Genomic DNA, 24,854 nt, shown 5'->3' on the forward strand with positions numbered 1-24,854 from the left:
TGTTAGATCATTTCCTCGCCACCCTTGCCGCCGAGAACGATTTCTCCGGCTTCGGCCATACGGCGGGCGATGGTGAGAATTTCCTTCTGCGCGGTTTCCACGTCGCTGACGCGTACCGGCCCTTTGGCTTCGAGGTCGTCGCGCAACAGTTCGGCAGCCCGCTTGGACATGTTCTTGAAGATCTTCTCTTTGACGTTTTCGTCCGAGCCCTTGAGGGCCAGCACCAGCACGTCGGAGGACACCTCGCGCAGCAGCGCCTGGATTCCGCGGTCGTCGACATCGGCCAGGTTGTTGAACACGAACATAAGGTCTTCGATCTGACCGGACAGGTCTTCGTCGACTTCGCGGATCGAGTCCATGAGCTGACCTTCGATCGAGCTGTCGAGGAAGTTCATGATGTCGGCCGCGCGCTTGATGCCACCCAGGGTGGTGCGCGAAGCATTGGAATTGCCGGAGAACTGCTTCTCGAGAATCTGGTTGAGTTCTTTCAGCGCCGCCGGCTGCACGGTGTTCAGCGAAGAGACCCGCAGAATGATATCCAGCCGGACCTTGTGGTCGAAGTTGCCGAGGACTTCACCGGCCTGGTCCGGATCGAGATACGCCACCACGATCGCCTGGATCTGCGGGTGCTCGTAACGGATCACGTCAGCAACCGCGCGCGGTTCCATCCACTTCAGGCTGTCGAGGCCACTGGTGTTGCCACCCAGCAGGATACGGTCGATCAGGCCGTTGGCCTTGTCTTCACCCAGAGCCTGGGTGAGCATTTTGCGCACGTAGTCGTCGGAGCCGACGCCCAGGCTGGTCTGGTCGCCAACGATGTCGACGAACTCGCTCATCACCTGCTCGACCTGCTCGCGATGCACGTTACCCATCTGGGCCATGGCCACGCCCACACGCTGGACCTCCTTGGGTCCCATGTGGCGCAGCACCTGGGCAGCGTCGGTAGAGCCCAGGGACAGCAGCAGGATCGCGGCTTTGTCGACCTTGGTCAGTTTGGCGGCAACGGCTCGGTTATCACTCATCTGCGTTAATCCACTCTTTCACGACCTGAGCCACACGACCCGGGTCTTCTGCCACCAGACTCTTGATTGCGTTCAACTGTGCGTCATAGCCTTCGCTCGGGCTCGGCAGCAGGATGCTGGTCGGGCCGCCGAGACTGACACGGTCGTTGGCCAGTTCGCCGTCCAGGCCGCCCATGCCACCCAACTCGACGTCGCTGCCGATGCCGGCCAACTGTTTGTCCTTGCCGCTACCGGTGATGTTGTTGAGTACCGGACGCAGCACGCCGAACACCAGCACCAGGATGAACAAGACACCCAGCACTTGCTTGACGATGTCCCAGAACCACGGCTGGGAGTAGAACGGAATGTCGGCAATCACTTCCCCGCGATCAGCGGAGAACGGCATATTGATCACGCTGACACTGTCGCCACGGCTGGCGTCGAAACCGACCGCATCCTGGACCAGGCGTGTGAAGCGCGCCAATTCATCGGCCGTCCACGGCGCACGGGTGGTTTCGCCACTGGCCGGGTTGACCTTGACCTGGTCATCCACCACCACCGACACCGACAGGCGATTCAATCGACCCTGCTGCTGTTTGGTGTGGCTGATGGAACGGTCGAGCTCGAAGTTCCTGGTCGATTGTTGACGCTTGTCCGCCGGGTACGGCGCCAGCATCGGCTGACCGGTGGCCGGGTCCATGATTTGCTGACCATTGGCATCGATCAGTGGCTGGCCTGGCTGCACCATGCCCGCCGCGGCAGTGGCGCCGCCGGTCGTTTGCGGCGCGGATGCCGGCGACGGTGGCTGGTTGCTCAGGGCACCCGGCACGCCTTGCGGACCATTGCTGGCGGTACGTTGTTCGTTGACAGACTGCTCGCTGCGCAACGCCGGTTGATCCGGATTGAATTGCTCGGAAGTCGATTCGACCGCACTGAAGTCCACATCAGCGGACACTTCAGCCTTGTAGCGATCGTTGCCCAGCACTGGTTGCAGGATGTTGTGCACACGCTGGGTAAGCATGCTTTCCATGCGACGGCTGTAGTCGAATTGCTTGCCGGCCATGGTCAGTTCGGAGTTTTCCGCCTGATCCGAGAGCAGGTTGCCCTTCTGGTCGACCACGGTGATCTGCGATTTGCTGAGTTCGGGAACGCTGGTCGCCACCAGATTGACGATGGCCACGACCTGGCCCGGCTCCAGCGAGCGACCGGAATACAGTTCAACCAGAACCGACGCGCTCGGCTTGCGCTCATCGCGCACGAACACCGAACTCTTGGGAATCGCCAGGTGCACGCGGGCACCCTTGACGTTGTTCAGGCTGGAGATGGTGCGGGCCAGTTCGCCTTCGAGGCCACGACGGTAGCGGGTGGCTTCCATGAACTGGCTGGTACCCAGACCCTGCTCTTTGTCGAGAATTTCGAAGCCGATGTTGCCGTCGCTGGGAGTGACACCAGCGCCGGCCAGTTTAAGGCGTGCACGGGACAGGTCTTCGGCCTTGACCAGCAAGGCACCGGAGTTGGGTTCAACGGTATAGGGAATATCGGCGGCACCCAGGGTATCCATGACCTGCTTGGCGTCCATACCGGCAAGGCTGCCGTACAGCGGACGGTAGTCCGGCTGCTGAGACCACAACACCACGGCAAAACCAATCGCCACGCTCGCCGCCAGGCCGACCAACAGGCCCACCTGACGCAACATGGTCATCTCGGAGAGGTTTTCCAGAAAGGACAACCCGAACAGCGGCGGCTTGCCGTCTACGGGTGTGGCCTTGGCCGGAACATTATCGGCGACTGCTTCTGCCATGACTCAATCTCGTCCTTAAACCGGCATCTGCATGATGTCTTGGTAGGCCTGAACCAACTTGTTACGCACTTGGGTCAACGCCTGAAACGACACGCTGGCCTTCTGTGAGGAAATCATTACGTCCGTCAGGTCGACGCCGCTCTTGCCGATCTCGAAGGCGTTGGCCAACTGACTGGACGCCTGCTGGGTGTCGTTCACTTTATTGACGGCCTGACCGAGCATGTCGGAAAAGCTGCTGCCATTCAGTTCAGGGACGGCGGCAGTCGATTTCGGCGCAGACATGGCGTCCATTTGCATGGCGCGCATATCCAGCATCAACCGATTGAATTCAATACCTTGGCTCATGGTTTCTCTCTTTGACGCGTCGTTGGCGACCCGCAATTTTTTGACACTCGCTCGGCGGGTAGTGAGGTGTTAGCAACAAGGGTGCCAGCTCGGTGGCCGCTCTAAACAAAAGCCTTACTCTGCTATGTGTCTTGCCACAAAAACTTTCAGGTGGCGAACAGATAGGCTTCCACATCCATACCCGCATCACGCATTTGCGCCAGCTTGTAGCGCAAGGTCCGCGGGCTGATGCCAAGCTTTTGCGCCGCTTCCTTGCGCCGGCCACGCTCGGTGCGCAAGGTATCGATGATCATCTGGAACTCGCGCCGGCGCAGGTCGTCGCCCAGCACCCCGGCGGATTCAGTCTCGACCTCCACGGCGCGTACGGGCGTGGTCGCCGGCATCGAAACCGGCAGAGGCGCGCCGGCAATCGGCCCGGTCAGGCAGAAGTCCTGTGGCTGGATCAAACCGCCCTGTTGCAGGATCAATGCGCGCTGAATCGCGTTATCCAGTTCGCGCACATTCCCAGGCCACGGGTAACCGATCAGGCACGCCTGGGCTTCGGGCGACAATCGCGCCGCGGCATGCTTCATTTTATTGACGTGCTTGGCCAGCAGGCGCTCGGCCAGCGGCAGGATATCGGCAGTACGCTCGCGCAGCGGACGCCACGCCAGCGGGAACACGGACAGGCGATAGTAAAGGTCTTCACGGAAGCGCCCCGCCGCCACTTCTGCGGCCAGGTCACGGTTGGTGGTTGCAACCACCCGAATGTCCAGGATGATCGGCTTGCGCGCGCCAACCCGCTCCACCTCGCGCTCCTGCAGCACACGCAGCAATTTGGCTTGCAGGCCCAGGGGCATTTCGGAAATTTCGTCGAGCAGAATGGTCCCGCCATCGGCTTGCTCGAACTTGCCCGCCTGCGCTGCAATGGCTCCGGTGAACGAACCTTTCTCGTGACCAAACAGCGTGGCTTCCAGCATGTTGTCCGGGATCGCCGCACAGTTGATCGCAATGAACGGCTGACTGGCACGATGGGAGTGCTGGTGAATGTAGCGCGCCAGCACCTCCTTGCCTGTCCCGGACTCGCCGGAGATCAACACCGTGGAATCACTGCGCGCCACGCGCGCGGCCAGCTCCAGCAGTTGCGCACTGGCCGGCTCGAAGGCGACCGGCCCTTCGCTGTCGGCGGTACCGAGACTGCCCAGGGCATGGCGTGCGACCAGATCGAGCAAGGCCTTGGGCTCGAATGGCTTGACCAGATAATCCGCCGCGCCCTGACGCATCGCATCCACCGCCCGCTCCACGGCGCCGTGAGCGGTCATCAGCAACACCGGCAGCTGCGGCTGACGCGTGCGCAGCAAGCCAAGCAGCTGATGACCATCCATGCCCGGCATGTTGACGTCGCTGACCACCAGGTTGAACGCCTCGGCGTCGACGGCGGCCAAGGCCTCTTCTGCCGAACCCACGGCCTTATAATCATGGCCGGCGAGCAACAGCGTATCGGCCAGCGCTTCACGCAATGCACGGTCATCCTCGACCAGTAGAACCTTGATACTCATGACCTTCACTCCGCTCCCTGAGCGCTGGTTTTTTCAGCAGAAAAAAGCGGCAGGATCACCTGCGCACAGGTGCCACGACCCAGGCGCGAGCGCAATTGCAATTCGCCCTGATGGGCACGGGCCACAGCCTTGACCACGGTCAGGCCGAGGCCGGTCCCGGTAGCCTTGGTGGTAAAAAACGGCTCGCCGAGGCGCGCCAGTACGGCGCGTTCGATACCGCTGCCGCTGTCGCTGATGCACACGCGCAATTGGCTGTCGCGGGTATACAGATGGACCTTCAGGCGCACGTCACCGGCGCTGGCTTGAATGGCGTTTTCGATGAGATTGAGCAGCGCCCCGACCAGGGTGTCACGACTGCACAGCAATTCGCCGGCATGACTGTCGCACTGCCATCGGATCGGCATGTCCTGCACATGGGTCAGTGCGGCCGCCTGCAATGATTGCAACAGCTGTTTGGGGGTTACGCGGTCGGTCAAAGGCAATTCGCCGCGGGCGAACACCAGCATGTCGCGTACCTGATGCTCCAGCTCATGCAATCGCTCCTTGAGACGCCCGGCGAAACGCTGCTGGGTCTCGACCGGCAATTGCTGCTCGGTCAAATGACTGGCGTAAAGCAAGGCGGCGGACAAGGGGGTGCGAATCTGATGGGCCAGCGACGCCACCATGCGGCCGAGGGACGACAGACGCTCGTGACGGGCCAGTTGATCCTGCAGGTGCCGGGTTTCAGTCAGGTCATTCAAAAGCACAAGCTGACCGGGCTCGGCATCCAGCGAGCGCGTGGCGATCGACAGGCGTCGACCGTCCTTGAGGGAGATTTCATGACCGTCGTCTTCACGAGGGGCAAAACAGCGCGCAATGACGTGACGCCACAATTGGCCTTCGAGCGGCAGGCCGAGCAGCTCGCAAGCCGCCGGATTGGCTTCGCGCACGATGCCTTGGGCGTCGATGACGATGACGCCACCGGGCAACAGGTCGAGAAGGTTTTGCAGACGATTGGCCAGGCGTTCTTTTTCCGCCAGTTCCTGCATGCGCTGCGCACTCACCACCGCCAGCTCGCCCTTGAGCTCGGTAACCCGGGCTTCGAGCATGCTGTAGGAACTGGTCAACTGGCTGGACATCTGGTTGAACAGGGCGAAAGCCTGCTCGAGGCCAAGCCGGCTTGCCTGCTCTACGGACGACGGTTGCCCCAGGGTTTCTGGGGCAGGAGACATCTGGGCGGCTTGGGGCATCGTGCACTCTCGCTTGGCTGACCGTCAGTGAAACGGAACGTTGCGAGGGGTGTAGCAATACCCGTGCCTAAAAAAAACCGCTTATAAATGAATAGCTTGAAAAACAGGCGTCAATCATCCGCCTGTTCATCTCCATCACGACGGCTCATGCCGTACTTGCGCATTTTCTCCACCAGCGTGGTACGACGGATGCGCAACCGTTCGGCAGCGCGCGCGACGATGCCGTTGGCATCATCCAGCGCCTGCTGGATCAACCCCTGCTCCAGGCCACCGAGGTAGTCCTTCAGGTCCAGGCCTTCCGGCGGCAGCATGGCGTTGGCGCTGAAGTCCGGCGTGTGACCATTGATGGCCACGCGCTCTTCAAGATCGCTGCGCAGGCTGTCGACCATTTGCTCGTCTTCGTCGTCGACGTAGCGGAATTTCTTCGGCAGTTCGACCACGCCGATCACCCCGTACGGATGCATGATCGCCATGCGCTCCACCAGGTTCGCCAGCTCGCGGACGTTACCGGGCCAGCCGTGACGGCACAGGGACATGATGGCTGCGGAGTTGAAGCGGATCGAGCCACGCTTCTCGTGCTCCATGCGCGAGATCAACTCGTTCATCAGCAACGGAATGTCCTCGACACGCTCGCGCAGCGGCGCCATCTCGATCGGGAACACGTTCAGGCGGTAGTACAGGTCTTCGCGGAAGGTACCGATCTCGATCATGCTTTCGAGATTCTTGTGCGTCGCTGCAATGATCCGCACATCGACGCTCTGGGTCTTGTTGCTGCCCACGCGCTCGAAGGTGCGCTCCTGCAACACGCGCAGCAGCTTGACCTGCATTGGCAGCGGCATGTCACCGATTTCATCGAGGAACAGCGTGCCGCCGTTGGCCAACTCGAAACGCCCGGCGCGACTGGTGATCGCCCCGGTAAAGGCACCCTTCTCATGACCGAACAATTCGCTTTCCAGCAGCTCAGCCGGGATCGCCCCGCAGTTCACGGGTACGAACGGCGCTTCACGGCGCTTGGAATGGTAATGCAGGTTGCGCGCAACCACTTCCTTGCCGGTCCCCGACTCACCGAGGATCAGCACGCTGGCGTCGGTGTCGGCGACCTGCTGCATCATCTGGCGCACGTGCTGGATCGCTCGGCTGGTGCCGACGAGGCTGCGGAAAAGATTGGGTTCGCGATGACGACCGCGCTCGCGGGCCTGGTCGTACATTTCGCGGTAGACCTGGGCACGGTGCAGCGAATCGAGCAATTTGCTGTAGCTGGGCGGCATTTCGAGCGTGGAAAGCACCCGGCGACGCTGATCCTCCGGCAGGTCAATGGAAGAATTATCGCCCATTAACAAAACCGGAAGGAACTCATCCCATGTCGAGAGTGTCTTTAGCAAGCCCAGAAGCGCACCAGGAGCATTGACCGTCCCGATCAGGACACAGATTACTTCTCGACTAGACGATAAAGAGCCGACAGCCTGCTGCCAGTCGTGGCTACCGCAGGGTAAATTTTCTTCGCCGAGAAAATTTAAAATCACCGCCAGGTCGCGGCGGCGGACGCTATCGTCATCTATCAGCAGAATTTTGGTTTCACGCCACATGCAATAGCAACTTCCCTAGTCAACTCAATGCCCAAAATGCTGGGGCAAGCTAAACGCTTGCAGGCACGGTCATGCCTGAAGACGACTGAAATCTGGAACAGCCACTAGTTAAGTCAAAAAACCGTGCACAGTCAAATTTATGGCGCACTATGTTTGGATTAACTGGCGTCAATTAACCAAACAGATGGTAAACCTTTGCCGCGTTTTGCGCTTGGTTGATCTGCGACATCTCGTCGACTATCGCCTGGCGCTCGCCCATAGTCGCAGTCAACAGCTCTTTATAGACGGCCAGCAGCCCTTCCAGATTAGTCCGTAACGCTTCTTCGTCGATCGGCGCCTCACTGAGCACCTCGTCGACGCATTCGCGACAGGTCGTATCCAGCTCACCGATGGCATCCCAGTTGCGCGCCGCCAAGGCATCGACCAGGGCTTCGCGGGTTTCTTCTATGCGTCGCAGTGCTTGACTCATGATGTCATCCTCGGCCATCAGGCCTGTGGGCTGGCTATTGCATCCCAACCGCTTTTCAGGGTCTCGAGCAGACCCGATACCTCATCGATGATTTCGACCTTGTTATCGCGATTGGCTTCCATCAGACGCGTCATCATATAGGCGTACAAATTGTCGAGCTGCTGCAGCGAAGCCGGATCGTCGGTTTTTTCCGGGTTCAAACCGTCGCGCAAACCGATGATGATGTCTACAGCCTTGCCCATCATCAACCCCTTGAGTGCGATATCGCCCCGCTCCATGGCGCCCTTGGCCTGGGCCATGCGATCCAACCCGCCCTCCATCAGCAGTTGCACCAGGCGATGGGGGTTGGCTTCAGAGATCTGGGCATGGGAATTGACCTTCTGATATTGGCGAAGGGCTCTCATGGGGTTCATGTTTCTACCTCGTGACAGACAACAGCTGGAATTAGGAGTGCTCTGATCTTTATGTCGACTGGTCGACACATAACTTTAACGCAGACCCGCCACACATGAAAAAACCCAGGCGCTGTCATGACAGCCTGCCTGGGTTTTTTTACGCCTGATCCGGATCAGTCGGACTTCGGATTGTTCAGCGCATTGAGCGTGGTCATGATGCTGTCGCTCTGCGCCCGCAGCTTCGCCACCAGGGAGTCCATGGCGGTGTACTTGGCCGTCAGGCTCGCTTGCAGGCTGACCATCCGCGCATCAAGGGAATCCTGCTGCTTCTTCAGGTCGTTCAGGCTATCGGTCAAGCTAGCCGAGCGCGCAGCAAACACGCCGGTCTTGCTCAGGGCGAAGCTCTCCGTGGCAGTCTTCATGCGCGCCAGCAAGCCGGTATCACCACTGAAAATGCCGTTGATGTCGGCGGCATTGGTCTGCGCTGCGGCGTCGAACAACTTATCGTCGATCGACAGCAACCCGGTCTTCTGGTCGGTCTTGACGCCGAATTGAGCAAGCGACTTCATCTGACCGGTTCCACCCATCGCGTTCAGCTCGGTGCGCACCGCCGACAGCAGGGAACGCAGCGAAGCATCCCCGGTGAGGGCTCCCGACGTCACTGAACCATCAGCATTGGTGGTTACCTGGGTCTCGGCATTGGCCGCCTTGATCAGAGCGTTGTACGTATCGACAAAGCCTTTTACCGACGACTTCAGTGTCGAACTGTTGGCAGACACAGTGATGGTTGCCGGCGTTGCCGCACCACCACCAGACGGCAAGGGGGAAACCCCCGTCAGCTTGACGGTAATGCCGCTTACCGCGTCGGCAATGGTGTTGCTCTTGGATTCCATCACCACGCCGTCAAGCGTGTACTTGGCATTCTGCGGAGGAGCAAGAACCGAGGTGCCGGTTTCCAGACCCGAGTTACCCGACAGTGTCAGGTCCGTACCGACGCCGGTAGTGGTCGAAGTCAGCACCATCCGGGAACCATTGGCGTCGGTCAGGATGTTGGCACTCAACCCCTTGTTGGCATACTGAGAGTTGATCGAGTCCCGCACCTGCTGCAAGGTCGCACCCGCAGGAACGCTGACGTCAAAGGTGTCGGTGCCCTGCTTGATGGTCAGCGTGCTGGGTACGGAACCCGCGTTGACCACCGAAGAAGCGCCACCGGCAAAGACCTTGGTCGAGATTTTCGACGCGGTTGCCAACTGGGTGACCAGCAACGAAAAACTGCCTGCAGCCGCGCCGGTGCCAGTGGTCACGGTGGCGACTTTTTCGTCAGAGGAAGTGCCGCTCAAGCCACTGAAGCTGGAGGCGGTTTTCATGTTGTCCAACGCACCACGGAAGGCATCCAGCGCCGCCTGGATTTTGCCGATAGACGACAGCGAGGTGGTTGCTTTGAGCGTCTGGTTGTTGATCTGCGTCTGTTTCGGCGCCCTTTCGGAATCGACCAAAGACTTCACGATCGACTGGGTATCGATGTTCGAACCAATACCGCTAACCGTTGTACCCGCCATCATCTCTCTCCTTATCCAGTGGCTGCCGACTTCTTGACAAAGTGCGCTTTAATCGGCGACAGCAACAAAATTCATGCCAGTTCAGACTTTGTCGTCAAACAACAAACTACTGGCGTCCGACAGGCTTTGCGCCAGTTTCAACGCGGTTTCCGAAGGGATCTGGCGGATCACGTCACCGGTGTCGGTGGCGATGACCTTGACCACGACCCGGCCGGTGGAATCATCAATGGAAAAATCCAGATTGCGCTGCGCAGCCTGGACAAACTCCTGAATATCGGTGACAGCTTTTTCCAGGTCGTCGCGCTTGGGCTCGGATTTCGCGACCGAAACGACTTCGGCCCTGGACTGCTCCTGCTTGTCAGTGACATTCGGCGTCGCGCCCTGAGGGGCAACGGCGGGATAGGACTGGTTCAACTTGACGCTCATGTCCATGCCTGAACTCCTCATCATGAAAAAAACAAAAGGGCGCGTAAACGCGCCCTTCCGTCAGTCATCAAAGCGCAGGATTAACCCAGCAGCTTCAGTACAGCCGATGGCAGCTGGTTGGCCTGGGACAGGATCGCGGTGGAAGCCTGTTGCAGGGTTTGTTGCTTGGTCAGCTGAGCAGTTTCGGCCGCGAAGTCAACGTCCTGGATCACACCACGAGCAGCTGTGGAGTTGTCCGAGATGCTGCGCAGGTTCGACACGGTGCTGTCGAAACGGTTTTGTACCGCACCGAGGTCAGCACGCTGGGAGTCGATGTTGGCAATCGCCTGGGTGATCACGTCAACAGCGTTTTGCGCGTTGGTAGCAGTGGTCACGTCAGTGTTGCTGACGACGGTTTTGGCCGAGCTGACGGTAGTACCGGCAGCCACGAACAGACCGGTAGCACCAGCGCCGTTCAGCGAGTAGCTGTTGGTGGAGTTCAGGGAAACAGCACCCGTCACTTGCAGAGCAGCGGCGGTGGCGGGAACACCGGCACCGAATGCACCAGCACCATTTTTTGCCGCAACAGTGATACCAGCCTGAGCACTGGCGTCAGCGCCGGCGAAGATGATGTTCTCACCGGTGTCGGATTTGATTTCCAGGTTGTTGGTAGTGGCGTTGAAGTTAACGCTGATGCCCAGTTTGGCAGCGTTGGACTTCAGTTGGTCAGCCAGACCAGCAGTGTCGGTTACACCAACCAGGTTGACCGCAGTACCCGAACCTACCTGGATGGAGAAGTTCGCGGTACCTGGAGCAGCACCAGTGATGGCTGCGGTGTTGACACCGAACTTGACTTCAGTGCTGGCAGTAGCCGACAGACCACCGATAGCGCCGTTCATCTGAGCAGCGGTAGCCTTGGCGGACTGACCAGCGGCAACAGTGATGCTAGCGGTCTGGCCACCACCGGTGATAGCAATTGCACCGCCGGCAACACCGGTAGCGTTAGGCGCGATGGCCACGGATTTCAGCTGCTGGGAACCGATGTTGTTAGCCGATACGTCGCCCAGAGTCATGTTGATGGTCTGGTTGGCGTTGGCGCCCACTTGGAAAGCGGTGGTACCGAAAGAACCGTCCAGCAGGTTACGACCACCGAAAGTAGTGGTGGTAGCGATACGGGTCAGCTCGGAGGTCAGAGCAGCGTATTCAGCGTTGTTCGACTTACGGTCTTCGGCGCTTGGCGAGCCGTTCGCGGAAGCCAGAGCCAGGGTACGCATTTTCTGCAGGATGTTGGTGGATTCTTGCATCGCGCCTTCAGCAGTTTGCGCGATGGAGATACCGTCACCGGCGTTCTTGATGGCAGTGCCCAGGCCGTTGATCTGGCTGGTCAGACGGTTGGAAATTTGCAGGCCGGCCGCATCGTCTTTAGCGCTGTTGATACGCAGGCCGGAAGACAGACGTTGCATCGAAGTTTGCAGAGCGTCGGACGAGCGGGTCAGGTTCTTCTGAACGGTCAGCGATGCAATGTTAGTGTTTACTGTTAAAGCCATGACGAAATCCTCGTTGGATGGATACTTCGGCTTCCGGCCCTGACATCCGTCGGGTTTGGCCTAGAGAACCTACGTAATAGTTATCGTCGTGGTACTGGTTTGCTTGAGGGCTTTTTTTGAATTTTTTAGTGGCAGGGTGCCAGCCCTTTGTTTTCAAGGCCTTGGAGCCAGAAAATCGGCGCCAGAAAACGCAAAACGCCCGGAAGCTTGCGTTTCCGGGCGTTTTTTTATTGCAAGGATTCGATCAGCCGCGATAGAGAATCGCCGAACCCCACGACAGACCTACACCGAAGCCACTGATGGCCACACGCGTCCACTTCGAATCGAACACATGGTTCTGCAACAGCAGCGGGATACTCGACGAAACGGTGTTACCGGTTTCGAGCATGTCCTTGACGAACTTCTCCGGCTCACCTTCTTCGAAGCGGCGCGCCACGGCATCGACAATGGCTGCACTGCCCTGGTGGATGCAGAAGGCGTCGATATCGCTGGCCTGCAAGTGCGATTCGTCCAGCAGCTCATGCAAATGCGCCGGAACTTTGAGCAAGGCAAAGTTGAACACCTGGCGGCCGTTCATGAAGAACACCCCGTCGGTGACCTTCAGGTGCGGTGCGCCGGAACCGTCGGTACCGAACTTCGATTTGCCCAGCTGCCAGATCGGGTCTTCGCCCATCCAGGTCGCGGTCGCGGCATCGCCGAACAGCATGGTGGTGTTGCGGTCTTCCGGGTCGACGATCTTCGAATAAGGATCGGCGGTGATCAGCAGGCCGTTTTTCAGCCCCGCCGCTTCCATGAAGCCCTTGATCGCGTAGATGCCGTAGACATAGCCGGAGCAACCCAGGGAAATATCGAAAGCGGCGACATGGGTCGGCAGACCCAGCTTGTCCTGAACGATTGCGGCGGTGTGCGGCAACCCTTCTTCATCACCGTTCTGGGTGACGACGATCAGGCAGTCGATGGCTTCACGCTTGAGTTCGGGACTGGCGGCGAACAGCGCATTGGCTGCTTCGACACACAGGTCGGAAGTTTCCTGATCGGCATCCATGCGCGGCAAAAACGCCGAACCGATCTTGCCAAGGATGAAGGTTTCGTCCTTGTCGAACTTTGCACCCTGGGCGTAGTTATCAACCCCGGCTGTCGGCACGTAACTCGCTATATTTTTTATGCCAATCATTATGGCTTCCCAATAATAAACAGCTGAACATCGCCGCTCGCTGAATCGAGGGCGTCTACAGTCGGGGCCAGGCCCCCAGAAGAAGCAACGTCGGGACTCAAGGTATCACCTTGAACAACCCTCCCACCTTCACCGCCCGCAGACAGGATACAGTGAAGATGCGCGTTTTGACTGACGGGTCACTCAGAGATCGCTGCTTTATTTGATTTTGTGGCCAGGATTGCCCCCCCGCCCTGCTTCACTTCATTCAAAAAAAAGGCAAAAAAAAGCCAGCCCCCTATGACAGGGACTGGCCGCGAGCGGTCAAGACCGACTCAAAGCTTGTTGAACAGGCTCAACTGGGAAACCTTGGCGAACGCCAGTTGCGCGGCCTGCAGCATGGTCTGCTGCAGTGTCAGGCGCGTCAGCACTTCTGCCGGATCGATATCCCTGATACCACTCGATGTCGATTCGTTGATCAAGCCGGTACTCGTATTCTGGTCGCGCTGCATGTCCATCACGTTGCCCCGGGCACCGATCGCACCACGCGCCAGGTCCACCTGGTTCTTGGAGTTGTTCAGGTTGGCAATGGACGAAGCGACCGTGTCTTCCAGAAAACGTTGTGCAGCAGGATTGCCCTGGGTCGGCGCGTCGAGCGCCGTACGCAGCTGGCTGATGGTGTCGAGCACGTTTTGGGTCTGGTGAGTATTGACCGCGATGTCGAACTGATCACCTGCCGCCGGCGTCGGGGGCGTGCCACCGAGGGTAAAGCTGACACCCGCCGCCGTCGCCACGCCAGCCACCACGGTTCCGGTGGTTACCGGCGTGCTGCCGCTGGTCAATGGACGGGCGTAGAGCTCGAAAGTACCGGGACCGGTGAACTTCAGAACCGCTCCGCCTTCCGGGAAAAAGCTCTGGTAGTCGGCGGCGTTGGTCACCGCCGTCTGGCTGATGATCGCCGTCGAGGCGTTGCTCGGGGCACGGTTGCTGACGAAGCTGTCGGGCTTGGCCGTCAGCTGGAAGCTGTGACCGGCGATCACCGCGTCGGCACTGGCGGAGTCAGCAGGGTTGTCGCCCGGCTGGAAGGTGATATCCAGCTTGAACGTCACGCCACGGAAGTTGATATCGGAACCGCCCTTGGCATTCGGGTCGAACTTGCCAGACTGCGTCGATTCAGCCGTTACGTCATTGCCCAATGCATCGGTGATCACATACTGGGTGCTGCTGGTGAACGACAGGGTGTAAGGCTGGCCCTGGCGGAAGTTCGCATCAAAGGCCGGACCGGAGTTGACCAGCCCGGGCGACAAAGCCACACGCCCGTCATCCACGGCTGGTGCGGTCATGGTGGTCGAACTGCGGGCCGCGTTGATCGCCTGCTGGAATACCTCCCAACCGGTATCGTTCAAGCCCAGCGACATCGAGTCACCGATCTTCAACTCCAGCTGGGTCTGGTCACCCTGATAACTGTAGGTGCCGTCGCTGTTGCGCACAAAAGGCTGGGTGTTGTTGCTGGCACCGGAAAAGATGTACTTGCCGTTGGCGTCCTTGCTGTTCATCAAGGTCAGCAATTGCTCTTCGGACTGCTTGAGCTCCGCCGCAATGGATTTACGGTCATCGTCGTTCAACGAACCACCACCGGCGCGCACTGCCAACTCGCTGACTTTCTGCAGCACGTTGTTGATGCTGTCCAGCACGCTTTCTTCCTGCGCCTGAGCCGTGTTCAACGCGTTGATGTTGGAGGTGTACTGGCCCAGCATGGCTTTTTGCTGTTCCAGTTGCAGCAGCCGTGCGGCTCCGACCGGATCATCCGCGGCTGTCGTGAGTTTAAGGTTGCTACTGGCCTGCTCAGCCGTTTTCATCACATTGTTGAGGTTGCGAGAATAGTTGGCAGCCGTAGTCGCGTAATACTGTGCTGTAGAAATGCGCATGTTCTACGGCTCCTTAAAGGGCATTGATCAGAGTGCTGAAAATTTCCTGCGCAGTCTTGATGATCTGCGAAGAGGCCGTGTAGTACTGCTGGTACTTGGTCAGGTTGCCCGCCTCTTCATCGAGGTCGACACCCGACAGCGAGTCACGGGCGTTTCGTGCACCGGTCATGATGGTGTCCGTGGCCGTGGCATCCAGCTGCCCCTGCTTGGTCAAGGAACCCACGGTCGTGACCAGGCCACCGTACGCGTCGGTAAAACTCACGCCCGGGCTGGTGGCACTGGCGCCGACCGTGGCCTTCGATTGCAGCCCGAGCAGTGCCTGAGCGTTGCGGTTGTCGGTACTGCTGGCCGACGTCATGCCGATGTTGAAGCTGTCGCCCGCCGCCGGGCTGCCGCTGACAGTCATCGCCACATTGAAGGTCTTGGCGTTGCCGCCAGCATCGGTGTAAGGCACTGCAATATTCAGGTCGTTGTTCTGGCCAGGCACGATGCTGCCGGTGCCCAGGCTGGTGCCTTTGGCATCGAATACTTCATAGGCCGTGGCGCTGGTCATCAGCATCCGGACCGGCATCGCAGCCTTGACTGCCGTCTGCACTTCAAGACGCTGGACCGGATCGTAGATATCCAGAAGGGTGCTGAGGGTCGGCTGACTGACCGCACCGGTGCCGTCATTGCCCGAGGCCTTGGTCGAGGTCAACGGCGCCGCCGTGGCCAGGGTCTTGGTATCGGTCATGACCGTGGCCATGTCCGCGGCAGAACTGCGGGTCGGGGTAATTTTGAACGTGTCGCCGGCGGCGACCGGACCGGCGTTCAGGCTCAGAGTGAAACCGTCGATGACCGGCTCCGGCGTCGCGCCCAGGGTGAAACTGCCCATGTCGGTGTTATCCGACAGGCGACGCACGCTGTAGCCCGTGGCACTGGTGAAGGTCACCTGATAATCGCTGGCCGCCAGCTTGCTGGTGTCCTTGATGGTCACGTTCAGGTTGCCGGACGCCGGGTTGTTGTTGGCGCTGGCGATACTGCGCTGGCTGATGGCTGCCAGGCTGTTGATGTTATTGAACAGTGCCGCGCCGAAATTGCCGTTCTGGTCCAGGCCCTGGCCCAACTGCTTGTTGACCTGATCGGCCACGACCATGGCGATGCGCCCCAGGCCATTGACCGCCGGCGTCAGCACTTCATTGCGATAACGTATCAAGCCGCCCATCTCGCCGCCGCTCATCACGCTGGTGATGTCGACCGACGAGCCGTTACGGTCCATGATGATCGAGGAACGGGTCGGGTCGGTGGCGTCCGGGGCCACGCGCAATTTATTGACGACATCGCCAACCACCAGCGGCTGGCCACTGCCCAGGTAGATATCGAGCCGGCCTTCGGTTTCGGTGACCTGCGTGCCGATCAGCTCGTTGAGCTGGCGCACGGTTTCGTTGCGCTGGTCCAGCAGCTCGTTGGGCGTGCCGCCCGAACCGCTGACTTCGGCGATTTTCTTGTTGTACGCGGCAACGGTGGACGCCAGTTTGTTGACCTGGTCGGCCATCGAACCCAACTGATCGTTGATGTAGGTGTTTTGCTGCGTCAATTGCTGGGAGATGGCATTGAAGCGACTGCTCAAGCCCTGGGCATTGGTCAGCAACGCCTGACGCGCGGCATTGTCATTGGAGTTGCCGGCCAGGGTTTGCAAGGACGTGAAAAACGCCTGCAATGACTTGGTCACGCCGGTGCCGCTGTCGGACAACAGCTTGTCCACCTGGGTGGCCTGGCCGAGATAGGCCTGCGCATCACTGTTGAGCGAAGTCGTGGTCTGCAACTGTGCATCGAGGTAGCTGTTGTACACCCGACGCACATCGGCCAGCGTGGTGCCGGTGCCGATGAACACATTGCCGTACTGAATAGAACTTTTGCTGTTCTGCACAGTTTGCTGGCGCGAGTACCCGACGGTATCGACGTTGGAAATGTTATTACCGGTAGTCACCAACGATGCGTGGCTAGCGGCCAAACCCGACATTCCGATGTTGAGTAAACTCATGGTTCAGACCTTATACCTTGTGTCTATAGAGGCGTCGTGGAAGCGCCCGCCGCGGCGTAGTTCTGGTAGCTCGTCATTTGCCGGGCTATCTGCGAAATCTTGCTTGCGTAGTTCGGGTCGGTTGCGTAACCGGCCTTTTGCAGCTCACGTACAAACTGTTCCGGGTTATCGGCCGACTTCACGACATCTTGATAGCGATTGTTGGACTGCAACAACGTCACAAGGTCGTGGAAGCTGTCTTTGTAAGAGGCGTAGGAACGGAACTCGGCCGTCTCCTTGACCATCTCGCCATTCCTGAACTCGCTGGTGATCGCCCGCGCCGAATCGCCCTTCCAGCTGCTGCCGGTCTTGATGCCGAACAGGTTGTGACTGCTGCTGCCATCCTGGGCGCGCATGACCGATTTGCCCCAACCGGTTTCCAGTGCGGCCTGAGCCACCAGGTAACGCGGATCGACGCCGATGCGGTCGGCGGCTTCCTTGGCCATCGGCAGCATGGTGTTGACGAATGCGTCGGCGGAGCTGAAAGCTTTCTTCGCCGGCGCCAAAGGAATCTGGGCAATGGCGCGGCCATGAATCTGCAGGCTGCCGTTGGCTGCGTTTTGCGCATTCACCAGCCAGTCGCCATTGAACAGCGGCCCCGTACCGGTAGGCGTGGCGCGCTCTGGCAATTGAGTTTTGTTGGCTGTCGCGACGGTCGCCGCGGCAGTCGTCGTGGCGGAAGGCACCAGGCCTGCCAGCAAGCGATCGGCCAGTTTCGGCGGCAAAGCCAGGCGACGCTGATTGATCAATGCCATGTCATTGCGATGCGCGCCCTCGCCGCTCGGCGCACCGACCGAACGCGATGCCCACAACGGACGCTCGCCATTGACCCGCGACAGCGGCCCGTTGATCGCCACCGTACCGGCGGCCACCGGCGTTTGCGCGGCGGCCTTGGCGGCTGCTTGCTTGGCGGCGGACAGCGTTGCCGCTTCACCCGGCGCCAGCGGTTTGTTCTTCGACATCTGGCGCATCAGCACGTCCGCCAACCCGATACCACCGCCCTCACGGGACATGGAAACGGCCAGCTGCTGGTCGTACATTTCCTGGTATTGCTTGGCCTCCGCGGTGTTCATCGGATTGTCCTTGCCCAGCGCTTCGGTGGCCGAGCGCATGGACTTGAGCATCTCGCCGAGGAACAGCGATTCGAATTCCTGCGCGACCTTGCGCATGTTCGCGTCGCTGTTCTTGTCGCCGACCTTGAGCTGATTGAGGCGGTTCAAGTCGGAAAAGGCACCCGAATCGCTGCTGCTCACACGACCGCTCTTGTACATGTCCATGGTCGACGTCCTCAGATCACGATCAGATCGGCTTGCAAGGCGCCGGCCTGTTTCAAGGCTTCGAGGATGGCCATCAAGTCACCCGGCGCCGCGCCGACCTGGTTCACCGCACGCACGATTTCGTCGAGGGTGGTGCCCGGGCCGAACTTGAACATCGGCTTGGCTTCCTGCTCGGCGTTGACCCGCGAGCGCGGCACGACCGCCGTTTGACCATTGGACAACGGGCCGGGCTGGCTGACGATCGGGTCTTCGGTGATGGTCACCGTCAGGCTGCCGTGGGTGACGGCAGCTGGGGAAACCTTGACGTTTTGCCCGATCACGATGGTGCCGGTACGGGAGTTGATGATGACTTTCGCCACCGCCTGGCCCGGATCGATCTCGAGGTTTTCGAGGATCGACAGGTAGTCGACACGCTGGCTCGGATCCAGTGGCGCAGTGACGCGAATCGAACCGCCGTCGATGGCTTGGGCCACGCCCGGGCCGAGCATGTCGTTGATCTTGTCGACGATGCGCTTGGCCGTGGTGAAGTCGGAACGGTTGAGGTTCAGGGTCAGGCTGTTGCCCTGGTTGAAACCGCTCGGCACCGCCCGCTCAACCGACGCACCGCCAGGGATGCGACCGGCCGATGGAACGTTGACAGTGATCTTCGAACCGTCGCGACCTTCGGCATCGAAACCGCCGACCACCAGGTTGCCCTGAGCCACGGCGTAAACATTGCCATCAATACCCTTGAGCGGCGTCAACAACAACGTACCGCCGCGCAGACTCTTGGAGTTACCGATGGACGAAACGGTAATGTCGACCTGCTGACCCGGCTTGGCGAACGGCGGCAGATCGGCACTGATCGACACCGCCGCGACGTTCTTCAACTGCACGTTGCCCGAACCCGGCGGCACCTTGATGCCAAACTGCGAGAGCATGTTGTTGAAGGTCTGCAGGGTGAATGGCGTCTGGGTCGTCTGGTCGCCGGTGCCGTTAAGCCCGACCACCAGGCCGTATCCGATCAACTGGTTGGAACGCACGCCGGAAATGCTGGCGATGTCCTTCAGGCGCTCGGCTTGAGCGCCTATCGAAATGGACATCAACAGCGCAGCCGCGATCAGGTGTTTGAAATTCAACATAGCCACCTAGAAAGGGAACAGCGGGCTGAGGAAGAAACGGTCGAACCAGCCTGGCTGACTCGCATCGGCAAACGAACCGGTGCCCGAATAGGTGATGCGTGCATCGGCGACGCGGGTCGACGACACGGTGTTGTCGGTGGCGATGTCATCGGCGCGAACCAGCCCGGCAATCCGTACCAGCTCATCGCCGGTATTGAGCGTCAGCCATTTCTCGCCACGCACGGCGATGATGCCGTTGGGCAAAACATCGGCGACGGTCACGGTGATCGAACCGGTCAGGCTGTTGCCCTGCCCGGCCTTGCTGTCACCCTTGGTCGCGCGATCGCCTTCATAACTGGCACTCAGGCTCAGGTCGTTGCTACCGAACGGGTTGTTGGTGGTGGCGCTGCTACCGAACAGCGAGGTCAGGCCGATGCCGGTCTTGCTGGTCTTGTCGATTTGCGAGTTGGCGTTTTTGCTGGCCTGGGTCTTCTCGTTCAGGGTAATGGTGATGATGTCACCGACCCGGAACGCCTTGCGGTCGGTGTAGAGATTCTGTTCGAACCCGGCCTGATAGATCGAGCCGTTGTTCGCCGCAGCCGGCAGCGGCGTGCGCGGCAACACCGGGGCGTAGTAAGGGTCATTGGGCTTGGGCGTCACAGGCACGCAGCCTGCGAGCGCGGTGATCCCACTCAGTGCCAGAACAGAGACGAAGCGTTTCATGACCCTACCTCACGGTGTTGCAGGCGACCTCATGGTCGCCTCATAGACTTGATTACAGATTCTGCGTTACGAACGAGAGCATCTGGTCGGCGGTGGAGATCACCTTGGAGTTCATCTCGTAGGCGCGCTGGGTGGTGATCATGTTGACCATCTCCTCAACGGTGCTGACGTTGGACGTTTCCAGAGTGTTCTGCAGCGTGGTACCGAAACCGGCCAGGCCCGGGGTGCCGACTTGTGGCGCACCACTGGCAGCGGTTTCCAGGAACAGGTTGTTACCCACCGCTTGCAAGCCGGCCGGGTTGATGAAGTCGGCGGTTTGCAGGTTGCCGATCACTTGGGAAGCCGGGTTGCCGGCCACGGTGATGGACACGGTGCCGTCTTTACCCACGGTGAAGGTCTGAGCGTCGTTCGGAATGACAATTGCCGGTTCCAGGGCGAAGCCGCTGGCGTTGACGATCTGGCCGTTGGAGTCCAGATGGAACGTACCGTCACGGGTGTAGGACGTGGTGCCGTCCGGTTGCAGGATCTGGAAGAAACCGCGACCGTCGATGGCCATGTCCAGCGGCTGCTCGGTGGTTTGCAGGCTGCCGGCGTTGAAGTTTTTCTGGGTGCCGACGATGCGCACACCGGTACCCAGTTGCAGACCCGACGGCAGTTCGCTGTCCTGGGTCGACTGGGCGCCTGGCTGACGCTTGATCTGGTAGAGCAGGTCCTGGAACTCGGCGCGGTCACGTTTGAAACCCGTGGTCGACACGTTGGCCAGGTTGTTGGAAATGGTGGTCAGGTTGGTGTCCTGGGCGGACAGACCGGTTTTGGCAACCCATAGAGCCGGAAGCATTCGATTCTCCTCGTGCGCCTGTTTTACGGCGCGACGTTCTGATAATTAGCTGATCTGCAAGACCCGAGCCATGGCCTGGTCGTCTTCTTTGGCGGTGTTCATCATCTTGATGTGCAGCTCGAACTGCTTGGACAAGGCCAGCACCGAGGTCATCTCGTCCACGGCATTGACGTTGCTCGACTCAAGGAAACCGGACACCAGTTTGACGTTGGCATCGGCTTGCGCCGGCTGGCCATCCTTGGTGTGGATCGAACCGTCCAGGCCCTTGGTCATGTTCTTGATGTCCGGGTTGACCAGTTTGATGCGGTCGACTTCCGCCATGACGCGGGGACCTTCGCCCATCGCACGAATGCTGATGGTGCCGTCCTCGCCCACTTCGATCTGCTGCTCGGGCGGCACGGCAATCGGACCGCCATTGCCGATCACCGGCATGCCATTGCCGGCGCGCAACACACCCAGGGCGTCAACCACCAGGCTGCCGGTGCGCACGTAGCTTTCACCGCCGTCAGGGTTCTGCACCGCCAGCCAGCCGTTGCCTTGCACGGCGACATCGAGGTCGCGGCCGGTTTCCACCAAAGCGCCCGGAGAGAAGTCGGTGGCCGGGCGTTCGGACATCGCAAAGGCACGCGCCGGAAAGCTGTCACCGAACACCGGCATCGAGCGCGCCTGCTCCAGGTCTTTCTGGAAGCCGTTGGTAGAGATGTTCGCCAGGTTGTTGGCATGAGCCTTCTGCGCCAGTGCATTCTGGCTGGCGCCGGTCATTGCCACATAAAGGTACTTGTCCACAATCTATCCTCTGCCTGCCGGACGTTTGCCGCCCACTGCTGTACTGATGAGCCATAAGCAATTTGCAGACCAACTTGTTTTTTGCAGCGCGAGGCCCGGCAAACAAAGGACTTGAGGGAGTTTCAGGGGATCAGGAGAAATGTGTCAGAGACGAAAAACCGGCGGTGTCATGCCGGTGGGTGGCAAGGCTTGGCCTTGGGCAGTGGCCAACTCCGCTTTCGCGAGCGGGCTCGCTCCCAGAGGGTTATCGATTCAAATGTGGGAGCGAGCCTGCTCGCGAAGAGGCCATCACAGGTGAATCAACTATCGGTTATGACTCGGTCTTACCGACCTCATACTCGCGCAACTTGTTGGCAATGGTGGTATGAGAAACCCCCAGCCGCTTACCCAATTGCCGACTGCTCGGATGTTCGGAATACAACCGTTCCAGCACCGCTTTCTCAAAGCGCCCGACAATCTCGTCCAGCCCGCCCTCCAGGGAAAAATCACCCAAAGGCTGACGCACGCCATAGTCCGGCAATCGAATGTGCTCAGCCTTGACCGTCCCGCCGTCGCACAGGGAAACCGCCTGGAACAGCACGTTTTCCAACTGCCGGACATTGCCCGGCCAATGGTAATGAGTAAGCCGATCCATGGCCGCCGGGGCCAGTTTGGGTAAGGGGCAACCGATCTGTCGGCTGGCCTGATCGAGGAAGTGCTCAACCAGCGGCGGCAAACCGTCAAGGCATTCACGCAGTGGCGGGATGTGCAGCGACAACACGTTCAAGCGGTGATACAGGTCCTGACGAAACTCACCGCGGGCGCACAACTCGGACAGATCGACCTGGGTCGCGCAGATCACCCGCACATCGAGATAAACCTCTTCATCGCTGCCGACACGCCGGAAGCAGCCGTCCTGCAGGAAGCGCAGCAATTTCACCTGTAACCGAGGACTCATTTCGCCGACACCGTCGAGAAACAGCGTACCTCCCGCCGTCAGTTCCAGCAGCCCGAGCTTGCCTTCGGCCCGCGCCCCTTCGAAGGCACCGGGGCCGTAGCCGAACAGTTCGGTCTCGGCCATGGATTCCGGCAGGCCGGCGCAGTTGAGCGCCATCAACGGTGATTGCCCGCGCGGGCTGGCCAAATGGCAGGCACGTGCCAACAACTCTTTGCCGGTCCCGGTTTCCCCTTCTATTAATAGTGGCGCGTCGAGCGGGGCCATGCGCCTGGCTTCTCGCACCACCGCCGCCATCACTTTCGAGCTCTGAAAGATGCTGTCGAAACCGCGCAACTCCTGCTTGCGCACGTTGTAGATGCGTTCCCCAACCCGGTCGGCGCGATGCAGCGTCAGCACGGCACCGGCCATGGCTTCGCTGTCGTCATGTTCCGATTGCAGCGGTGCGATGTCGGCGAGAAACACGTCACCCTTGACCTTGACGCGCAATCCGTTGATCCGTGATTTATTGGCGCGCACCAGTTCCGGCAAATCAAAGTCTTCGGCATACCGCGACAACGGAATCCCCGGCACTTCATCGACGCGCACACCCAGCAGCTGCGCCGCCGCCCGGTTAGCGGCAACGATGGAACCACCCATGTCGATCGACAGCACCGGAAACTCCAGCGCGCCCAGCAACGCATTAAGTTCCATGTGCCGACGCTCGCTGGGCATCAGGCCTACGCGCTTGACACCGAAAACCCCGGCAATCGCCTCGAATTTCGGACGCAACGCCTGGAACTGAATGTTGATCAGGTTCGGACAGTGCAGGTAGATCGCATTGCCGTGCTCACCGCCTACTTCCCCGCGAGCGACGTTGATGCCGTATTCCACCAACAGATTGAGAATGTCGCGCAGGATGCCGATGCGGTTCTGGCAGTGGACTTTGATACGCATATAAAAGACCTGATAAACGATGATTGACCTGTGGGAGCCAGCCTGCTGGCGATGGCGTCGCATCAGGCCCTGTGTATGTCGAATGTCACACCGCTATCGCCAGCAGGCTGGCTCCCACAAGGTTAGTGCCCGATTTTTCTGATTCGGCGCGCAGATAGTCGTCAAGATTATGTGACAGTCAAACGGCTTTTCCTACCCGTCAATCTCAATACCTGCGCGAGAGCCACCAACACGTAACGAAAAGTTTACGATTAACAGCGAGATTTCCTGCGTGTGACGCCTCTCTCCAGCTGCAAAACCGCAATTCATGGAGTATTTCTAGGTCCATAGCAGTACATAACAAGAACGAATCCCCTTGCAGGAGAGCAGCATGAAGCAGACGCAATACGTGGCTCGCGAGCCCGATGCGCAAGGTTTTATCGACTACACCGCCGAAGAGCATGCGGTGTGGAACACGCTGATCACTCGCCAACTGAAAGTGGTCGAAGGGCGTGCGTGCCAGGAATACCTGGACGGTATCGAAAAACTCGGTCTGCCCCACGACCGCATTCCGCAACTGGGCGAGATCAATAAGGTTCTCGGTGAAACCACCGGTTGGCAGGTCGCCCGCGTTCCCGCGCTGATCCCTTTCCAGACCTTTTTTGAATTACTGGCCAGCAAACAGTTTCCAGTGGCCACGTTCATTCGCACCCGCGAAGAACTGGATTACCTGCAAGAGCCGGACATTTTCCATGAGATCTTTGGCCACTGCCCGCTGCTGACCAACCCTTGGTTCGCCGAATTTACCCACACTTACGGCAAACTTGGCCTACAGGCTTCCAAGGAAGAACGTGTGTACCTGGCGCGTCTGTACTGGATGACCATCGAGTTCGGCCTGCTCGACACCCCGCAAGGCCAGCGCATCTACGGCGGCGGCATCCTGTCTTCGCCAAAAGAAACCGTGTACTGCCTGTCGGACGAACCCGAGCATCAAGCGTTCGATCCGCTGGAATGCATGCGCACGCCGTACCGCATCGACATCCTGCAACCCCTGTATTTCGTCTTGCCGAACCTCAAGCGCCTGTTCGACCTGGCCCACGAAGACATCATGGGCATGGTCAAGCAAGCCATGCAGATGGGTCTGCACGCGCCGAAATTTCCGCCAAAACCAAAAGCCGCCTGAACCGCTGCTTTTACGATCAAGTGAGTCTGTCTGGAAACCACGCTTTGCTTTAGCGTGGTAGCACTTAATCCAGTTGCATG

Annotated in this window: 21 protein-coding genes; 1 reads left to right on the top strand and 20 read right to left on the bottom strand. The window is 59.6% G+C overall.

Features of this window, described 5'->3' with window-relative positions; genetic code table 11:
• Positions 1-2 precede the first annotated feature (2 nt).
• The 20 genes from fliG to AC07ZE_RS22285 all read right to left on the bottom strand — a co-directional run bounded on the left by fliG (position 3) and on the right by AC07ZE_RS22285 (position 23,612).
• Positions 3-1,022, bottom strand: a complete 1,020-nt coding sequence (gene fliG, locus AC07ZE_RS22190; protein WP_095195723.1) for a flagellar motor switch protein FliG — start codon at positions 1,020-1,022, stop codon at positions 3-5.
• Positions 1,015-2,802, bottom strand: a complete 1,788-nt coding sequence (gene fliF / locus AC07ZE_RS22195; RefSeq protein WP_207266647.1) for a flagellar basal-body MS-ring/collar protein FliF — start codon at positions 2,800-2,802, stop codon at positions 1,015-1,017. Before fliF ends, fliG begins: the two co-directional genes overlap by 8 nt.
• Before the next feature lie 15 nt (positions 2,803-2,817).
• The gene (fliE, locus tag AC07ZE_RS22200; protein ID WP_175389139.1) at positions 2,818-3,147 is read right to left on the bottom strand and encodes a flagellar hook-basal body complex protein FliE; all 330 of its coding nucleotides are present in this window, start codon (positions 3,145-3,147) and stop codon (positions 2,818-2,820) included.
• Positions 3,148-3,293: 146 nt separating this feature from the next.
• Complete coding sequence (gene fleR / locus AC07ZE_RS22205) at positions 3,294-4,685, bottom strand: sigma-54-dependent transcriptional regulator (protein WP_207266648.1); 1,392 nt, start codon at positions 4,683-4,685, stop codon at positions 3,294-3,296.
• 5 nt (positions 4,686-4,690) lie between these two features.
• Positions 4,691-5,896, bottom strand: a complete 1,206-nt coding sequence (locus AC07ZE_RS22210; RefSeq protein WP_207266649.1) for a sensor histidine kinase — start codon at positions 5,894-5,896, stop codon at positions 4,691-4,693.
• 128 nt (positions 5,897-6,024) lie between these two features.
• Complete coding sequence (locus AC07ZE_RS22215; protein ID WP_137805375.1) at positions 6,025-7,500, bottom strand: sigma-54 dependent transcriptional regulator; 1,476 nt, start codon at positions 7,498-7,500, stop codon at positions 6,025-6,027.
• 172 nt (positions 7,501-7,672) lie between these two features.
• Positions 7,673-7,969 (bottom strand): flagellar protein FliT, encoded by a 297-nt coding sequence (gene fliT, locus AC07ZE_RS22220; RefSeq protein ID WP_095195815.1) that lies wholly within the window; start codon positions 7,967-7,969, stop codon positions 7,673-7,675.
• Positions 7,970-7,986: 17 nt separating this feature from the next.
• Positions 7,987-8,382 carry a flagellar export chaperone FliS gene (gene fliS, locus AC07ZE_RS22225; protein ID WP_095195727.1) on the bottom strand — a complete coding sequence of 132 codons (396 nt, stop codon included), beginning with the start codon at positions 8,380-8,382 and terminating at the stop codon, positions 7,987-7,989.
• Between the two features lie 155 nt (positions 8,383-8,537).
• The gene (fliD, locus tag AC07ZE_RS22230; RefSeq protein WP_207266650.1) at positions 8,538-9,923 is read right to left on the bottom strand and encodes a flagellar filament capping protein FliD; all 1,386 of its coding nucleotides are present in this window, start codon (positions 9,921-9,923) and stop codon (positions 8,538-8,540) included.
• Positions 9,924-10,004: 81 nt separating this feature from the next.
• Positions 10,005-10,355: a flagellar protein FlaG gene (locus AC07ZE_RS22235; RefSeq protein ID WP_207266651.1), complete on the bottom strand. Its 351-nt coding sequence runs from the start codon at positions 10,353-10,355 to the stop codon at positions 10,005-10,007.
• A 74-nt stretch (positions 10,356-10,429) separates the two neighbouring features.
• Positions 10,430-11,875, bottom strand: coding sequence for a flagellin N-terminal helical domain-containing protein (locus tag AC07ZE_RS22240; RefSeq protein ID WP_207266652.1), 1,446 nt, complete (start codon positions 11,873-11,875; stop codon positions 10,430-10,432).
• Between the two features lie 244 nt (positions 11,876-12,119).
• A complete protein-coding gene (locus AC07ZE_RS22245) occupies positions 12,120-13,049 on the bottom strand; it encodes a ketoacyl-ACP synthase III (protein WP_095195731.1) in 930 nt (309 codons plus the stop codon).
• A 314-nt stretch (positions 13,050-13,363) separates the two neighbouring features.
• Positions 13,364-14,956 carry a flagellar hook-associated protein 3 gene (locus AC07ZE_RS22250; RefSeq protein WP_207266653.1) on the bottom strand — a complete coding sequence of 531 codons (1,593 nt, stop codon included), beginning with the start codon at positions 14,954-14,956 and terminating at the stop codon, positions 13,364-13,366.
• Positions 14,957-14,969: 13 nt separating this feature from the next.
• Positions 14,970-16,979 (bottom strand): flagellar hook-associated protein FlgK, encoded by a 2,010-nt coding sequence (flgK, locus tag AC07ZE_RS22255; protein ID WP_207266654.1) that lies wholly within the window; start codon positions 16,977-16,979, stop codon positions 14,970-14,972.
• Between the two features lie 23 nt (positions 16,980-17,002).
• Positions 17,003-18,295: a flagellar assembly peptidoglycan hydrolase FlgJ gene (gene flgJ / locus AC07ZE_RS22260; protein ID WP_207266655.1), complete on the bottom strand. Its 1,293-nt coding sequence runs from the start codon at positions 18,293-18,295 to the stop codon at positions 17,003-17,005.
• 11 nt (positions 18,296-18,306) lie between these two features.
• Entirely contained in the window at positions 18,307-19,416 is a 1,110-nt protein-coding gene (locus tag AC07ZE_RS22265; RefSeq protein ID WP_207266656.1) for a flagellar basal body P-ring protein FlgI, read from the bottom strand.
• A 6-nt stretch (positions 19,417-19,422) separates the two neighbouring features.
• Complete coding sequence (flgH, locus tag AC07ZE_RS22270) at positions 19,423-20,118, bottom strand: flagellar basal body L-ring protein FlgH (protein WP_095195736.1); 696 nt, start codon at positions 20,116-20,118, stop codon at positions 19,423-19,425.
• A 52-nt stretch (positions 20,119-20,170) separates the two neighbouring features.
• Complete coding sequence (gene flgG / locus AC07ZE_RS22275; RefSeq protein WP_008055493.1) at positions 20,171-20,956, bottom strand: flagellar basal-body rod protein FlgG; 786 nt, start codon at positions 20,954-20,956, stop codon at positions 20,171-20,173.
• Between the two features lie 45 nt (positions 20,957-21,001).
• Positions 21,002-21,742 (bottom strand): flagellar basal body rod protein FlgF, encoded by a 741-nt coding sequence (locus AC07ZE_RS22280; RefSeq protein ID WP_175389155.1) that lies wholly within the window; start codon positions 21,740-21,742, stop codon positions 21,002-21,004.
• A gap of 310 nt (positions 21,743-22,052) precedes the next feature.
• Positions 22,053-23,612: a sigma-54-dependent transcriptional regulator gene (locus AC07ZE_RS22285; RefSeq protein WP_095195738.1), complete on the bottom strand. Its 1,560-nt coding sequence runs from the start codon at positions 23,610-23,612 to the stop codon at positions 22,053-22,055.
• A gap of 370 nt (positions 23,613-23,982) precedes the next feature.
• On the opposite strand from AC07ZE_RS22285, the gene phhA reads away from it, so the two are divergent.
• The gene (phhA, locus tag AC07ZE_RS22290; RefSeq protein ID WP_095195739.1) at positions 23,983-24,774 is read left to right on the top strand and encodes a phenylalanine 4-monooxygenase; all 792 of its coding nucleotides are present in this window, start codon (positions 23,983-23,985) and stop codon (positions 24,772-24,774) included.
• The last annotated feature ends 80 nt before the right edge of the window (positions 24,775-24,854 follow it).

The sequence above is a fragment of the Pseudomonas sp. GW101-3H06 genome (assembly GCF_059424605.1).

Bases quoted from the DNA above. Each gene is read 5' to 3' on its own strand.
- AC07ZE_RS22245 (WP_095195731.1), bottom strand. From the start codon at position 13,049: ATGATTGGCATAAAAAATATAGCGAGTTACGTGCCGACAGCCGGGGTT.
- AC07ZE_RS22285 (WP_095195738.1), bottom strand. From the start codon at position 23,612: ATGCGTATCAAAGTCCACTGCCAGAACCGCATCGGCATCCTGCGCGAC.
- fliF (WP_207266647.1), bottom strand. From the start codon at position 2,802: ATGGCAGAAGCAGTCGCCGATAATGTTCCGGCCAAGGCCACACCCGTA.
- phhA (WP_095195739.1), top strand. From the start codon at position 23,983: ATGAAGCAGACGCAATACGTGGCTCGCGAGCCCGATGCGCAAGGTTTT.
- fliE (WP_175389139.1), bottom strand. From the start codon at position 3,147: ATGAGCCAAGGTATTGAATTCAATCGGTTGATGCTGGATATGCGCGCC.
- flgH (WP_095195736.1), bottom strand. From the start codon at position 20,118: ATGAAACGCTTCGTCTCTGTTCTGGCACTGAGTGGGATCACCGCGCTC.
- AC07ZE_RS22250 (WP_207266653.1), bottom strand. From the start codon at position 14,956: ATGCGCATTTCTACAGCACAGTATTACGCGACTACGGCTGCCAACTAT.
- AC07ZE_RS22235 (WP_207266651.1), bottom strand. From the start codon at position 10,355: ATGGACATGAGCGTCAAGTTGAACCAGTCCTATCCCGCCGTTGCCCCT.
- fliD (WP_207266650.1), bottom strand. From the start codon at position 9,923: ATGGCGGGTACAACGGTTAGCGGTATTGGTTCGAACATCGATACCCAG.
- fliT (WP_095195815.1), bottom strand. From the start codon at position 7,969: ATGAGTCAAGCACTGCGACGCATAGAAGAAACCCGCGAAGCCCTGGTC.
- AC07ZE_RS22240 (WP_207266652.1), bottom strand. From the start codon at position 11,875: ATGGCTTTAACAGTAAACACTAACATTGCATCGCTGACCGTTCAGAAG.
- fleR (WP_207266648.1), bottom strand. From the start codon at position 4,685: ATGAGTATCAAGGTTCTACTGGTCGAGGATGACCGTGCATTGCGTGAA.
- fliG (WP_095195723.1), bottom strand. From the start codon at position 1,022: ATGAGTGATAACCGAGCCGTTGCCGCCAAACTGACCAAGGTCGACAAA.
- flgK (WP_207266654.1), bottom strand. From the start codon at position 16,979: ATGAGTTTACTCAACATCGGAATGTCGGGTTTGGCCGCTAGCCACGCA.
- fliS (WP_095195727.1), bottom strand. From the start codon at position 8,382: ATGAACCCCATGAGAGCCCTTCGCCAATATCAGAAGGTCAATTCCCAT.
- AC07ZE_RS22210 (WP_207266649.1), bottom strand. From the start codon at position 5,896: ATGTCTCCTGCCCCAGAAACCCTGGGGCAACCGTCGTCCGTAGAGCAG.
- AC07ZE_RS22265 (WP_207266656.1), bottom strand. From the start codon at position 19,416: ATGTTGAATTTCAAACACCTGATCGCGGCTGCGCTGTTGATGTCCATT.
- flgJ (WP_207266655.1), bottom strand. From the start codon at position 18,295: ATGGACATGTACAAGAGCGGTCGTGTGAGCAGCAGCGATTCGGGTGCC.
- AC07ZE_RS22215 (WP_137805375.1), bottom strand. From the start codon at position 7,500: ATGTGGCGTGAAACCAAAATTCTGCTGATAGATGACGATAGCGTCCGC.
- flgG (WP_008055493.1), bottom strand. From the start codon at position 20,956: ATGCTTCCGGCTCTATGGGTTGCCAAAACCGGTCTGTCCGCCCAGGAC.